This window comes from Pseudoalteromonas qingdaonensis, from assembly GCF_038739665.1.
Taxonomy (GTDB): Bacteria; Pseudomonadota; Gammaproteobacteria; order Enterobacterales; family Alteromonadaceae; genus Pseudoalteromonas; species Pseudoalteromonas qingdaonensis.
This window is the reverse complement of sequence record NZ_JBCGCU010000002.1, coordinates 216906-230362: the sequence shown is the minus strand read 5'-3', so window position 1 is coordinate 230362 and position 13457 is coordinate 216906. Positions and strand designations below refer to the sequence as shown.

At 48.2% G+C, this 13457-nt stretch carries 12 protein-coding genes and 2 tRNA genes; 9 read left to right on the top strand and 5 right to left on the bottom strand.

What is annotated here, in order from left to right; genetic code table 11:
• Positions 1 to 388: 388 nt before the first annotated feature.
• Both WCN91_RS03100 and WCN91_RS03095 read left to right on the top strand, forming a co-directional pair.
• Positions 389 to 1270 (top strand): fructosamine kinase family protein, encoded by an 882-nt coding sequence (locus tag WCN91_RS03100; protein WP_342676175.1) that lies wholly within the window; start codon positions 389 to 391, stop codon positions 1268 to 1270.
• A 77-nt stretch (positions 1271 to 1347) separates the two neighbouring features.
• A complete protein-coding gene (locus tag WCN91_RS03095) occupies positions 1348 to 1551 on the top strand; it encodes a CPXCG motif-containing cysteine-rich protein (protein ID WP_342676174.1) in 204 nt (67 codons plus the stop codon).
• Here WCN91_RS03095 and WCN91_RS03090 read toward each other — a convergent pair.
• Positions 1548 to 2171: a riboflavin synthase subunit alpha gene (locus WCN91_RS03090; protein ID WP_342676172.1), complete on the bottom strand. Its 624-nt coding sequence runs from the start codon at positions 2169 to 2171 to the stop codon at positions 1548 to 1550. The genes WCN91_RS03095 and WCN91_RS03090 overlap by 4 nt on opposite strands.
• A 70-nt stretch (positions 2172 to 2241) precedes the next feature.
• Here WCN91_RS03090 and WCN91_RS03085 point away from each other — a divergent pair, with 70 nt between their 5' ends.
• The 4 genes from WCN91_RS03085 to WCN91_RS03070 all read left to right on the top strand — a co-directional run bounded on the left by WCN91_RS03085 (position 2242) and on the right by WCN91_RS03070 (position 5040).
• Positions 2242 to 3594: an MATE family efflux transporter gene (locus WCN91_RS03085; RefSeq protein WP_342676170.1), complete on the top strand. Its 1353-nt coding sequence runs from the start codon at positions 2242 to 2244 to the stop codon at positions 3592 to 3594.
• Positions 3569 to 4606: a DUF3080 family protein gene (locus WCN91_RS03080; protein WP_342676168.1), complete on the top strand. Its 1038-nt coding sequence runs from the start codon at positions 3569 to 3571 to the stop codon at positions 4604 to 4606. Before WCN91_RS03085 ends, WCN91_RS03080 begins: the two co-directional genes overlap by 26 nt.
• A 243-nt stretch (positions 4607 to 4849) precedes the next feature.
• Positions 4850 to 4926 (top strand) — tRNA-Val (locus WCN91_RS03075).
• Positions 4927 to 4963: 37 nt separating this feature from the next.
• Positions 4964 to 5040 (top strand) — tRNA-Val (locus WCN91_RS03070).
• Between the two features lie 590 nt (positions 5041 to 5630).
• Here the strand turns inward: WCN91_RS03070 and WCN91_RS03065 are convergent.
• From WCN91_RS03065 to WCN91_RS03050, 4 genes are all read right to left on the bottom strand, one after another.
• Entirely contained in the window at positions 5631 to 7658 is a 2028-nt protein-coding gene (locus WCN91_RS03065) for a methyl-accepting chemotaxis protein (protein ID WP_342676379.1), read from the bottom strand.
• A 110-nt stretch (positions 7659 to 7768) separates the two neighbouring features.
• Positions 7769 to 8128, bottom strand: coding sequence for a VOC family protein (locus WCN91_RS03060; protein WP_342676377.1), 360 nt, complete (start codon positions 8126 to 8128; stop codon positions 7769 to 7771).
• Between the two features lie 122 nt (positions 8129 to 8250).
• Positions 8251 to 9918 (bottom strand): glutamine--tRNA ligase, encoded by a 1668-nt coding sequence (gene glnS / locus WCN91_RS03055; RefSeq protein WP_342676166.1) that lies wholly within the window; start codon positions 9916 to 9918, stop codon positions 8251 to 8253.
• A gap of 85 nt (positions 9919 to 10003) precedes the next feature.
• Positions 10004 to 10396, bottom strand: coding sequence for a VOC family protein (locus WCN91_RS03050; protein WP_342676164.1), 393 nt, complete (start codon positions 10394 to 10396; stop codon positions 10004 to 10006).
• 91 nt (positions 10397 to 10487) lie between these two features.
• Between WCN91_RS03050 and WCN91_RS03045 the strand changes: the two genes are divergently transcribed.
• The 3 genes from WCN91_RS03045 (at position 10488) to WCN91_RS03035 (ending at position 13456) form a co-directional block, all read left to right on the top strand.
• Positions 10488 to 10958, top strand: a complete 471-nt coding sequence (locus WCN91_RS03045; RefSeq protein WP_425416002.1) for a CBS domain-containing protein — start codon at positions 10488 to 10490, stop codon at positions 10956 to 10958.
• Positions 10959 to 11040: 82 nt separating this feature from the next.
• Positions 11041 to 12105: a DUF3083 family protein gene (locus tag WCN91_RS03040; protein ID WP_342676162.1), complete on the top strand. Its 1065-nt coding sequence runs from the start codon at positions 11041 to 11043 to the stop codon at positions 12103 to 12105.
• A gap of 211 nt (positions 12106 to 12316) precedes the next feature.
• Complete coding sequence (locus WCN91_RS03035; protein ID WP_342676160.1) at positions 12317 to 13456, top strand: efflux RND transporter periplasmic adaptor subunit; 1140 nt, start codon at positions 12317 to 12319, stop codon at positions 13454 to 13456.
• Position 13457: the final 1 nt, after the last annotated feature.

Below are 13457 nucleotides of genomic sequence, written 5' to 3'. Positions count from 1 at the left end.
TGCAGCAGTTTGTAGTGTATTTATACAAGGCGGCACATGTGTAGTGTAGTTATTCTACATAAACATGTAACAACACAGTAGAAATGCGCTACAAGCGCTGCCCTACGGGTTCATCTAAACGCATCCTGCTCTGTGTTGCTCGCCATGAACATAGGCGAGCAAGACCGAAGCAATGCTTCGCAGCTAAGCGAGGTGAGTGCATGGATGCACGATGTAACCAAGCTTCATGGATGAATTATGCCTTATAGGTTAGTGCTAAATTCACCAGAATACGTTTAGATTGAACATAAAGTAAACCGCAAAGATAAACAGACCCTAGGAATATTATTGCAGTGAATCAGAACTTTGCCATACTTGGTGTATCCCTGAAATTTAGCGGTTTGCGGCTATGTGGAATACCTTAACTCAGTTACTTAGCGATACTCTCAACAGTCCTTTTACCTTGGCGCACAAGCAACAGCTGACAAACTCTTCCGCCGATCACCTGTTTAAAATTTCCGATGGCCAGCAGCAGTTTTTTGTCAAGGTTGCGCCCTTGGCTTCTCTTGAGCGCCTTGAATGCGAAGCCGCCGATCTTGAGCTGCTAACCAAGGAGTCCATGTTTATGGTGCCCGATTGCCTGCTTACCGGCACCACCTTGGAATATAGCTTTAATGTACTTGAATGGTTGGATCTAGCGCCCCATACAGATCAGGCCAAAGCATTGGGTTGGCGGCATATGGGAGAATATCTGGCACAGCTGCACGAAAAGCACGAACAAGGCATGTTCGGCAATGAAAGAGATAACTTTATCGGCATCACAGCCCAACCTAATTGCTGGCATAAAAAATGGGATGTGTTTTTCAGTGAAGATCGCATCGGCTGGCAATTGCAGTTGTTGGCTGAAAAAGGGTTTTACTTTTGCGATATTGATGAATTTGTCAGCCAGATAAAAGACGCTCTACACCATCACCATATTAGGCCTTCGCTTCTACATGGCGATTTTTGGCGCGGCAATGTTGGCTTTCATGGCGGCGTACCCTGCGTGTACGACCCAGCCTGTTATTATGGTGATCGGGAAGTGGATATCGCCATGAGCCGCTTTTTCGGTGCCTTCCCCGATACCTTCTATGATGCCTATCAAAGCGTTTATCCCTTAAGCGAGGGCTATGAACAAAGAGAGCGCATCTATAACCTTTATCATGTGCTAAACCATGCCAACATCTTCGCCGGTCATTATTTGACTCAGGCCAAAGAAACCATAGATAAGGTGATTGAGGAGTACGATTAAGGTCGAAATTTTCCAAGACTCAGGGAAAAGATAACTATACTTTAAGTGATGTCATTGGAATGTCATACGAGGTGGTTATGAAAGACTACAGCCTACAAAGGGTGCGCTGCCCTCACTGCGGCCATCATACATTTGTCGATGTCGACACCAGCTCAGGCGATCAGGATTACTATGAAGATTGCGCCGCCTGCTGCAACCCTATTCATGTCAATATGCATATAGACCAAGCCCTTAACAAGGTAGAGTTGCGGATAGATGCGGACGACGAGCAAATTTTTTAATGCTGCTGTTTTAAATAACGCTGCACCGTTTGCACTATGGTGTAAGTTTGTTGGTCGACCTCGATATTAATCTCGGCCCCCGCTGCCATCTGGCCGAGATTGGTGATAGCCAGGGTTTCCGGAATTAGGTGTAACCAAAATCCCTGATCTGATAACTCCCCCACAGTTAAACTGGCACCATTCACACTGATAAAACCCTTATACAAGACATATTCGCGCCACTTAGCATCCAAGGCTATGTGCATGCGGCAATTATCCTGGGTATCGATTCGCTCTATAAGACTGCCAACACAATGAATATGCCCGGAAACTATATGGCCGCCGAGCTCGCTGCCAAAGGTCATGGAGCGCTCAAAGTTGACCTTATCGCCACATTCAAGTTGACCTAAGTTGGTCAGCGCCAGGGTTTCATCTATAACATCAAATTGCACGCTGCCAAGGGAGCCTTCATCACCATTGTATTCAACCACGGTCAAACAGCAGCCATTGACGGCAATGCTGGCACCGAGTTCAAGGTTTTGCAGATATTTAGACGGCACGCTCAGCACTAAGCGCTGCACGCCATTGGTCAGGGTTTTACTTTGCACTTGAGCTTGGCATTGCACTATACCGGTAAACATCGTATTTCCTTTTTAAGTTGAAACCAACAGGATAGAATAGCGCTTTATTTTATCTGATGTTTTTTCACTTATGAAGTTTTGTACATGGGAAGCAAGTCGCTTATTGCGCCTTGCCGCACCAGTGTTTTTTGCCCAGGTGACCCTGGTGTTGATGTCTGTGGTCGACACCATTATGGCCGGTCAGGTCAGTGCTACCGACTTGGCGGCCCTGTCTATCGCAACCGGTTTGTGGAACCCTGTAGTATTTGCCCTACTGGGTATCTTGATTGCACTGACCTCGCTGGTAGCACACAGTTTTGGTGCCAAGGATGAAAAGGCCATTGCCGGTCACTTCCAACAGGCTTGTTATCTTGCCCTGATCTTGTGTTTAGCCGGCCTTATGGTAGGGCAATCCGCGGATCACCTTATCGCCCTGCTCGACACCAGTGGCGAGATTAAATCACTGGCCGGTGATTACATTACCTATGTGCAATTTGGCCTGCCCGGTTTTATCGTCTATTCCCTGTTTCGCAATGTTGCCGAGGGTAAGGCTTATACTACCCCAGCCTTTTATATTTCCATTATCGGTTTGTTGGTAAACATCCCCGCCAACTATATTTTTATTTACGGTAAGTTTGGCGCGCCTGCGCTTGGCGGCGCCGGATGTGGCGTGGCCACGGCAATTGTATTGACCGCCATGGGTGTCTCTTTGCTTCTCTACAGCATGATGAGCAAACGCATTAATGGCCGATTTCTTATCAGTGCCTTTGCCCGCCCAAACACCAGGGCCATGTGGCAACAATTTAAACTGGGTGTGCCCATCTCCCTGGCGATTTTCTTTGAAGTCACCTTATTTGCCTGTATTCCGTTATTTATTGCCTCCTTGGGAGCCGTGGTCGTCGCCGGACATCAGGTGGCCGCCTCGGTAACCACCTTGTTGTTTATGTTGCCCTATAGCCTGTCTATGGCGGTGGCCATACGTTTTGGTAACCTTTATGGCCAGGAAGACTTTCAAGCACTGCGCCGCTGTATGAGCACCAGCTTTATTCTCGCCATTGCTATCGCCGCATTTGTTGCGCTAATTACCTATGTGCTGCGTGCGGATATTAGCGCCCTATATAGCGACAACCCCGAAGTGCTGGCGCTGGCCACGGCGATTATGGTTCTGGCCTGTTTTTATCAATTACCGGATGCGCTGCAGGTGGTGGCCAGCGGTATGCTGCGCGGTATTAAGCACACAGCACCTATCTCCTATATCACCTTTTTCTCTTATTGGTTGGTGGGTTTTGCTTTAGGTTATGTGTTGGGCCGTACGGATCTGATAGTCCCGGCCATGGGCGCCCAAGGTTTTTGGCTCGGCATCATAGTTGGGCTATCCTGTGCTGCAGTACTGTTAATTTATGTGCTGCGGAGGCGTCTTGCACAAGCTCCTTTTAATTTTTAGCACACTGATACTACTGGGAGGATGCAGCGATGCTCCCAGTAAGCGCTATAACGAGTATCAATATCGTCTTGGCAAGTATTTGCCCATAGAGCAACAAAGCCTGGTTCGCCTGTCCCCTTGGCGAGGCTTTGACAGCGAGCCTTTACCCCCGAGTCAAAGCATAAGTCTGTTGGCGCTGGCAGACATTAACCATTGCCGCCTGGCCAGCCATATTGCCGCACATAACAACCAACTTGGTAAGCTAGCCAGTGCCTCCGAACGCTTTAAATATCATATCCGCTTTATCCAGTTGGTCGACCCTTGTCTCGAACACAACCAAAGCACTGACTTATCCGCTGAACTACGCAGCGCCCTACAAACAGAAAAACGCTTTAAAATCGCCCATGCTAAGCTGGCATTTAATCTGATGCTAAGCCGGGAGCCGGAGCTCAACCGACTCTTTACCCTCGCCGCCGTTGAGCTTGATTTTAACGAGCAGGCAGGACGAGCACAAAGCGCCGAGGCCTTAACCCTACTGGCCGATATGGCCAAGGCGATAGCCGAGGGAAATTGGCATGCCATAGATGTAAATACACTTACTCCAGCGCTGGCCAAGCTCAATGGTAACGATTATGTGCGCAAGTTATTAACCTCGGCACGCAAACAAATTGCCCTAAACAATCAGCTGACATCCCAACTAGAGCAAGTTTCTTTAACCGCCGAGATATGCCCTCCTGGGCGCCACAGCGACGCGGCCAGCATATTACACAATATCTTTAATCTATTTTTTATTAAGGAATTACAGGGGTATCAGGGGCAACTCAGTGGCGCATTGGAAGAATTTACGCCCTTGTTGACCCAGGTGTGGCAATTCAGCGGGAAAAATGAAGATGGTGAAGATATAGAAGCTAAGCGAGCGATCGTCGGCACACAGGAGCAAGCAAACCTATTAGCTCAACTAAAGGCATCAAGCCGTAATCACGTGCGCTGGTGGCAAGGGTTTTACGCCCAGTGCGATATTAGCCCGGTATGAATAAAAAAAAAGCAAACAATCAGGAAATTAGCCAATTGCACTTGCTAAGCCCCTGCACACACTATATATTACACGGCGTTGCCAAGGGTTAGCTTTTTGGCACAAAAAACTAGATAGTACGACCGTAGCTCAGTTGGGCGAGGTTGGACCGAAGCAAAGCTTCGCAGCCAAGCGAGGTGGAGGCATGACGCCGACAGGATATTGCTTCATGGACGAATTTATTGGCACAAAAAACTAGATAGTACGACCGTAGCTCAGTTGGTTAGAGCACTACCTTGACATGGTAGGGGTCGGTGGTTCGAATCCACTCGGTCGTACCAAATTACTTTGTAAGTATCTTCGTTTTCTATTTTTTGTACGACCGTAGCTCAGTTGGTTAGAGCACTACCTTGACATGGTAGGGGTCGGTGGTTCGAATCCACTCGGTCGTACCAATTCTCTAAAATACTTCTCGTATTCAATAAGAAAATAGCTCAGTTGGTTAGAGCACCACCTACTCTCTATGGCCCGGTCCAAAGGTCGGTGGTTCGAATCCACTCGGTCGTACCAATTCTCTAAAATACTTCTCGTATTCAATAAGAAAATAACTCAGTTGGTTAGAGCACCACCTACTCTCTATGGCCCGGTCCAAAGGTCAGTGGTTAGAATCCACTCGGTCGTACCAATTCTCTAAAATACATCTCGTATTCAATAAGAAAATAGCTCAGTTGGCTAGAGCACTACCTACTTTCTATGACCCGGCCCAAGGGTCGGTGGTTCGAATCCACTCGGTCGTACCAATTTTCCTCTTTATATTTCTCAATACGCTATTTAGATAGCTTTCTAGACTAATTACTCCTTGTTTTATCTATTTGTTGGTTAGAGCACTTCCAACTCTTTATGACCCGTATCCCGTGCCCATGTTTCAAATACACTCGGTCGTACCAAATTTATCCGTGTATTTCTCGACATAAAACTGGACATAAAAAAGCCCCCGATAACGAGGGCTGGTTTATTTCTTTGATTTACAGCTTAGTAAGTGGCTTTAGAGCTTAAACTGACCTACAGTGCCATTTAACGAACTGGCTAACTCATTGAGCTCGCTGGCTTCATGGGCGAGTACATCGGCATGGCTGGCGGTGCTGTTTACTAATTCATTAATGGCATTAAGGCTGGTGTTAATGTCTTCGGCAACGATACTTTGTTGCTCTGTACTGGTGGCAATTTGGTGACTTTGGTCGAGCACATGGGTCACGGATTCACTGATCTGTTGTAGCGACTCAAGTACCGCAGCGGTTTGGTTCACCGAACTTTGTGCCTGCTCCTGTCCTTGTTGCATCATTTCCGAGGCTTGCTCGGCAATGCGCTGCAGCTTGTCTATCATGGTGCGAATATCATGAGTCGACTCCTGAGTGCGGCTGGCCAAGGAGCGTACTTCATCGGCAACCACGGCAAAGCCACGGCCTTGCTCGCCGGCACGGGCCGCTTCAATAGCGGCATTCAATGCCAATAAATTGGTTTGCTCGGCGATACCATTGATAACATCGATAACGGCACCGATATTATTACTTTCACGCGCCAGACCGGTTACCACCTCGGCGGCTGCACCTATATGCAACGCCAATTCGCTCATCACTCGCTGAGAGTCATTCGATTGTTGTCGTCCTTGCTCGCTGATCGCCTGCACCGACTCGGCTGCGGCATTAGTTTGGTGCGCATTACGGGAAATTTCGGTCACCGTAGTGGCCATCTCCGTAACCGCAGTGCTCACGCTGTCGACCTGTAATTTTTCTTTTTGGATCTCTGCATTCGTTTCGTTAGAAACGCTCTGTAAATGATTGGCAGCCTGGCTAAGTTGTTGCGCCTGCTGCGCAGTTTGCACCATAAGTGCTCGTAACTTATCGATAAAAGTATTTACATGCTCGGCCAGTTGCCCTACTTCGTCGTTACTTTTTACTTCGATACGACGGGTCAAGTCCCCCTCACCAGTGGCAATATCGCGCATCACACTCGAGAGTGAACTAATGGGTTGGATCACCAGATGTGTAACCCAGAAGATCATCGCAACTATTACGGCAAGGATCACCACCACAGCCACAGATGCGGACATCACCGCGGCATTAACCGGCTCCTCAATCAGACTCACAGGCACTAATACACCCACATGCCAGTCAATCATGGGTTTATCAAGCTGTAAGGCATTAAACAGCGCGTAATACTGCACTCCCTTAAGCGTCACCTCAACAATACCTGTTGGGCGCTCTTTCATCGCCAAATTTAAGGTGCTAAAACCTTGGGTATCGGCAAATTGCTGCTCTAAAGCGCTAAGGTTGTCTTTGCCGCCATTATCATCTGTGATGGACAGTTGGTGCCCGGTGCGCTCGGACAAATGCACTACATTAAGTTCGCTGTCGAGCAAGAAGCCATAACCTTGACCCTGCAAGGAAATATCTTCAACCATCTCTTTAATGGCATTGATTTGCAGGTCAACACCGCCCACGCCCACCAAGTTGGCGGCCTCGTCATAGACGGGTTGCTGCACCACAGCTGACACATCACCTGTGCTGATATCCACTGAGATGGCACCCACATACAAGCCACCTTTATTCATGGCGTCTTGCCACCAGGGACGCTCGTAGGCGTAATAAGGGCGACCATCGGCATAGCTGGAGGTACGCTCATTTTCTTTGAAATATTCGCCGGTATTGGCGGAGGCAAAAAACGCTGACAAAATATTGCTGTCGCGGCCACTGATACGCTGGAAGTCCTCATTGATCAGCTGATAACCGGGCACTGTATCTAGGTTAACATCGCGCTGTTGGTAATCGGCAAAAAAGGCCACCAAGTAAGGGTTGGTAATATAGGTTTCAACCAGCTTGCCATATTGGGCAAAGAAGGAGCGCATAGACAGCTGCTCCGCCTGCAGGTAGTTTTGCGCTTCGCGCTCCACACTATTGCGCGACAGCTCGGCAATATGTTTAATAAAAAATGCGGCGACCAGCACCATAAGCACGCTTAAGGTACCACCAATTAACAGAAGTATTTTTTTACGAAGAGACAGGTTATTTAGCATAATACTGACGTTATTATTATTTTTTGTTATCAAACCATATCCGCTGCTTTGAAGCCAGCCTTATGTGACGAGCTCATGAATGCCTGTCTGTTTTTAAATCAATTCACTTATTATTCCTGTGGCTCAGACCAAACCGCAAATTCATTGCCGCTTGGCTCAACAAAATGAAAACGTCGCCCGCCTGGGAAGGAAAATATCGGCTTGCAGATCACCCCGCCGGCCTTTTCTACTTTTTGCTGGGTTTGCTCAAGGGCGCTGGAATAAAACACCATGAGTGCGGAGCCGTTTTGCATGCTGGCACATTGGTCGCTGGCATAGAAGCCGCCGTCAAGCCCTGCACCACTAAAAGCACTGTACTCGGGGCCATAGTCGGTAAATTGCCAGTTAAAAACTTGGGTGAAGAAATCCTTAGTCGCGCCTAAATCCCGCGCTGGATACTCGAGGTAATTAAACTTTTCGTGACTTGTAATGGACATGCTGAACTCATAATTTCGTGCCTGTCCTTTTATGCTAGCGTAAAAAAACGGATACCTATAAAAAGTATCCGTTTTTCAATTTGCTTAGCGTTTCGCTGAGAGCTTAGGTCGAAAGCTTAATCTTGGTGCTCAATCTTGGCCCAAGAATCGCGTAAACCTACGGTTTGGTTAAACACCAAATGCTCAAAGTGATTGTCGCGACAGAAGTAGCCGGTACGCTCAAACTGATAACCTACTAGTGGTTGTGCATCCGCCAGGCTTGGTTCAAGTTTGGCATTGCTGACAATCTTCAAAGACTCAGGGTTAAGCACGCTGGCGATATCATCTGCAGAGCCTGGGTTAGGCACATTAAACAGACGGTCATACAGACGTACTTCGGCTTCGATACAATGAGTGGCGCTCACCCAATGAATCACGCCCTTCACTTTACGGCCATCTTCAGGGTTTTTACCTAAAGTATTTGCGTCATAGCTACAGTAAATGGTGGTGATATTGCCATCAGCATCTTCTTCGATACGCTCGGCCTTGATCACATACGCATTACGTAAACGCACCTCTTTTCCTAATACCAAACGCTTGAACTTCTTGTTCGCTTCAACACGGAAGTCGTCACGCTCGATAAATACTTCACGGGTAAATGGCAATTGACGCGAGCCCATTTCTTCCTTGCTTGGGTGATTTGGCGCATCCAGCATTTCTACCTGATCTTCTGGGAAGTTCTCGATAACGATACGCACAGGGTCAAGTACCGCCATAGCACGGGCGGCGTTGTCATTCAGGTCGTCACGGATACAGGCTTCTAGCATGCCCATTTCAACCAGGTTATCCTGCTTAGTCACACCGATGCGCTTACAGAATTCGCGAATAGACGCAGGCGTGTAACCACGACGGCGCAAACCAGCAATGGTCGGCATACGCGGGTCGTCCCAGCCATCAACGTGACCATCAACTACCAACTGGTTAAGCTTACGCTTACTCATCATGGTGTATTCCAGGTTCAGGCGTGAGAACTCAATTTGCTGCGGATGACACTCAATGCTGATGTTATCAAGCACCCAGTCGTACAGACGACGGTTGTCCTGGAACTCCAGCGTACATAATGAGTGAGTAATGCCCTCTAAGGCATCACTGATACAGTGAGTAAAGTCGTACATAGGGTAAATGCACCACTTGTCACCGGTTTGATGGTGATGAGCAAAGCGAATACGGTAGATGATAGGGTCACGCAGCACCATAAATGAGCTGGCCATATCTATCTTGGCGCGCAGTACACATTCGCCTTCTTTAAACTCGCCGTTTTTCATCTTCTCGAATAACGCCAAGTTTTCAGCGGCTGGGGTATCGCGGTATGGGCTGTTTTTACCCGGCTCGGTAAGCGTACCTCGGTATTCACGGGCTTGCTCTGGGCTTAAGAAACACACATAGGCCAAGCCTTTGTTGATCAGCTCAACCGCATACTCATAAAGCTTATCAAAATAGTTTGATGAATATTCAATCTCACCATCCCACTGAAAACCAAGCCAACGCACATCTTCTTTGATGGAGTTAACATAGTTAATGTCTTCTTTTTCCGGGTTGGTATCGTCAAAGCGAAGATTACACAAACCTTGGTAATCTTGGGCGATACCAAAGTTCAAACAAATTGATTTTGCGTGGCCGATATGCAGGAAACCATTAGGCTCAGGCGGGAAACGTGTATGAATATTTTGGTGTTTACCCGATGCCAAATCTGCATCAATAATATTACGAATAAAGTTCGTTGGGCGATTTTCAATCTCCGCCATTGGGATACTTTCCTCTGAATTCTACGTGGCTTTAAACCAAGTCATTATGACAAAATCTGCCGTTAACATACAGCTTTTAGTAAGGTCAAACCAGCTTTAATTCAAGGGTGTTACCATCTGGGTCGTGAATGTATAAAGAACGACCAAAACCCGTAGCACCATAGCGTGTGGCAAATGTTAATGCCTCCATCACCCCCTTGCGTTTTAGGGTACGAATGAGTGCTTGCTCGCTTGGCGCCCTCACCTGCAAACAAATATGGGCTATGGGTGAGCTGCGTACATCCACCGCTGCACCGCTATCAAGACTGCCCTCGGTACTCAGAATGTCGATAAGTGCCGACCCAGCACGCAATTGATACAGGCCTTCATCCTCAAGTAGCCGTTCAAGTGTGGCGCCGAGCACCTCTTGGTAAAACGCCAGCAACTGCTCTACCTTTGCAGTACGAATAACCACATGATCTAATCCCAGTAATTGCATAAGCCACCTTTAGTTGATTGAGATCTAAACTTGTTTCTATATTTAAGGTTAGCGTTAAAAGCACATAATCCGAAAGTGATAAGGAACCTGTATGTCTAATTCAACCGAGTCTAATTCAACCGTATCTGAGCCGGGCGTCCCCATGCAATGCGCCGGGGATTTAATGACCGCCTCCCCCATCACCATAGCCGCTGATGCTTCCCTGTATGATGTTCATCAATTGATGCGCCAGTACAATATTCGCCATATACCGGTCACAGATGACAAACAGCATCTGGTGGGCATGCTGACGCAAAAAGTGATCATCGCTCAGGTAATGAAGATTATCTCGGTATTTGGCGCCGATGCCCTGGAACGCAAAGAAAAGCAAACGCCTGTGAGTGAGATTATGCTAACCAAATTCGACACAGTTGAAATCAAGGACCAGCTAATTGATATCGCCAAGTTTTTCTTGAATAACCGCCATGGTTGTATGCCTGTGGTTGAGGCTAAAAAGTTAGTGGGCGTGCTGACCTCATCGGATTTTGTCAGACTTAGCATCAGCCTGATGGAAAAGTCATGAAAGTTTAATCTAGCGCAACATCGCTGACATTTATCAGCATTAAAATGAAGCCAATGCATACACCAAGGAATAAGGAACTATCATGGCTTCACAAAATCAGCACAGGGTCTATATCCCAACCAATGCCCGAGCCAACCAATATATCCTCGCCGAGTTCAAACCCGACGAGGATTTTTATGCCTGTTTTAGCGATTATGCCAGCGCCCATCAACGCATAGTGCGTCAGCTCTTTGCCCTGTGCGATGACGCTGAGCTATACAATGTGCACGTTTTAGTGAACGACAAGCTGCCTATCGTGCGCTTCCACGAGGAAGCCTATTGCTTAGAGACCAAGCGCCAGCAATTGTTTTTCTATAACCCGCGCTATCACGAAGCCCACACCTTGCACGGCGATGACACGCAAAAAGCCCGCAAGGTGCGCTTATTGTTCTTAGCCACAGGCGAGGATATTCGCGCCCACAGCGCCGACTTCCATTCCCGTGTTGCCAAGGTACTGACGACATTGCAAGAGCAGTTACCAAACCAGGCGCAGCCCTTTAAAGTGCGTGACCATCAACACCTTACCTATGATATTTTTGCCCGCGCCAAAGGCTTTAAAGAAAGCTATGGCTACAAGCTCAGGGCATTAGACTCGCGTTATGAAGCGCGCGGTTGTCCACTGCCGGAGCACAGAGATCTTACCTATGCACGTTTTACCCTGCCACTAACCCGAGCGCTTAAAACTCAGTTATTGGGCAATGGAGCCACGGACTTTGCTCAGTTTTACGCCCGTATCGCCGACGCTTTTGTTACCGCTTGCGAAGCCAAGCGCTTGCCACGCCGTGCCATGGTGGCCAATGGCCGTACGCCCCTTATCCGTCACCGCGATATCGATACCAGTGCCCACAATGAAGAGCTGGAAAAGCTAAGCTTTTTGCCGTGCCAGGATAAAATTCAAAATTATGTCCTTTATAATGGCAACCAATTGGTACAAAGCATCGACTTTGTGATCGTTGCCGGCACCGAAGACAGGCATGATATGGGTTATGGCCGCTTTATGAATCAGGTAGAAAGTGTAATCAAGTCCCTGTGTATGGAGCTGCACGTAAACCCCGAACGTCAAGACATCAATACCCGCTTCTATCAGCACCTAAGTTACGCCCTATAAGGCCAAACCAGCCTAATTTGCGCCGCCATCCAGCTGGGTATGGCGGCCATTTCAACAACAAACCAACCTCTAAACCACACGAAAATATCAAGTTTATTGTCATTGATTACAATGAGTTACATGTAAACGGATTGGTTTACCTTGCTTGCATACGTTCATGTATGTATATTTGCACTCTATTTCTCGATTTGTTGTTCTTAGAAGGTTGGATATGAAAGCAAAAACCCTGGTCGCCTTAACCATAGTTGCGACACTTGGCCTTAGCGGCTGTGAACAGTCGGGCGAGCAAGCTCAGACCCAAAGCGCACCGAGCGCGGTGGAAGTCGAAGCGTATCAGTTGCAGCCACAAACCGTGATGCAACACACAGAGTTAGTGGGGCGCACCGTGGACTTCCGTCAGGCGGAAATTCGCCCTCAGGTCAGTGGTATTTTGCAGTCTCGCCTCTTTGATGAAGGGCAAATGGTTGAAAAAGGCGATCTTCTTTATCGCATCGACCCCGCTCCTTTTGAAGCCGCTCTTGCCAGCGCCAAGGCGAGCCTGGCCAAGGCCGAAGCCGCGGTAAAGAACACCACAGCCCGCGCTAAACGTATTAAAAGCCTGCTTGGCACCAACTCGGTTAGCCAACAGGACTTCGATGATGCTGATGCCCAACGTCTTGGCGCCCAAGCCGATTTAGCCGCCGCAAAGGCCGCCGTACTTAGTGCCCAAATCAATCTGGATTACACAGGTATTCGTGCACCAATCAGTGGTCAAATCGGGCGTTCTTTGGTAACCGAAGGTGCCCTGCTTACCGCCAACCAAGGCAATGAGCTGGCCACCATTCGCCAGCTAGACCCTATCTATGTGGATATGACCAAAGCGGCATCAAAACTGGCGTCGTTGCGCCAGGCCATTACCACGAATGCCAGTAATACAGGTGTTGCCCCAGCGGTACAGCTAAAACTTGATGAGCAACTTTGGTATGGCCACTCTGGTGAGCTGCAGTTCTCTGAGGTAAGCGTTGACCCTTCAACCTCTATGGTCACCATGCGTGCGGTATTCCCAAATCCAGATGGTGAACTGCTACCAGGTATGTTCGTACGTGCCCAGGTTGAGCTAGGTAATATAGATAACGGCCTTTTGGTGCCACAAAAGTCAGTAGTGCGCACGCCCAAAGGTGAAGCCACAGTGATGGTCGTTAACAGCGAAAACACCATTGAGGTGCGTGTAGTCGAGCTAGCGCAGCAGGTTGATCAAAGCTGGCTGGTAAGCAAAGGCCTAAAAGCGGGCGACACCGTAGTGACTTCGGGTTTGCAAAAAATCCGTCCTGGGGCGCTTGTTAAAGTTACCAACAAGCCGTCGGAGGCATAAG

Coding starts and splice junctions, on each gene's coding strand:
- WCN91_RS03100 (WP_342676175.1), top strand. CDS start 389: ATGTGGAATACCTTAACTCAGTTACTTAGCGATACTCTCAACAGTCCT.
- WCN91_RS03095 (WP_342676174.1), top strand. CDS start 1,348: ATGAAAGACTACAGCCTACAAAGGGTGCGCTGCCCTCACTGCGGCCAT.
- WCN91_RS03090 (WP_342676172.1), bottom strand. CDS start 2,171: ATGTTTACCGGTATAGTGCAATGCCAAGCTCAAGTGCAAAGTAAAACC.
- WCN91_RS03085 (WP_342676170.1), top strand. CDS start 2,242: ATGAAGTTTTGTACATGGGAAGCAAGTCGCTTATTGCGCCTTGCCGCA.
- WCN91_RS03065 (WP_342676379.1), bottom strand. CDS start 7,658: ATGCTAAATAACCTGTCTCTTCGTAAAAAAATACTTCTGTTAATTGGT.
- glnS (WP_342676166.1), bottom strand. CDS start 9,918: ATGGCGGAGATTGAAAATCGCCCAACGAACTTTATTCGTAATATTATT.
- WCN91_RS03050 (WP_342676164.1), bottom strand. CDS start 10,396: ATGCAATTACTGGGATTAGATCATGTGGTTATTCGTACTGCAAAGGTA.
- WCN91_RS03045 (WP_425416002.1), top strand. CDS start 10,488: ATGTCTAATTCAACCGAGTCTAATTCAACCGTATCTGAGCCGGGCGTC.
- WCN91_RS03040 (WP_342676162.1), top strand. CDS start 11,041: ATGGCTTCACAAAATCAGCACAGGGTCTATATCCCAACCAATGCCCGA.
- WCN91_RS03035 (WP_342676160.1), top strand. CDS start 12,317: ATGAAAGCAAAAACCCTGGTCGCCTTAACCATAGTTGCGACACTTGGC.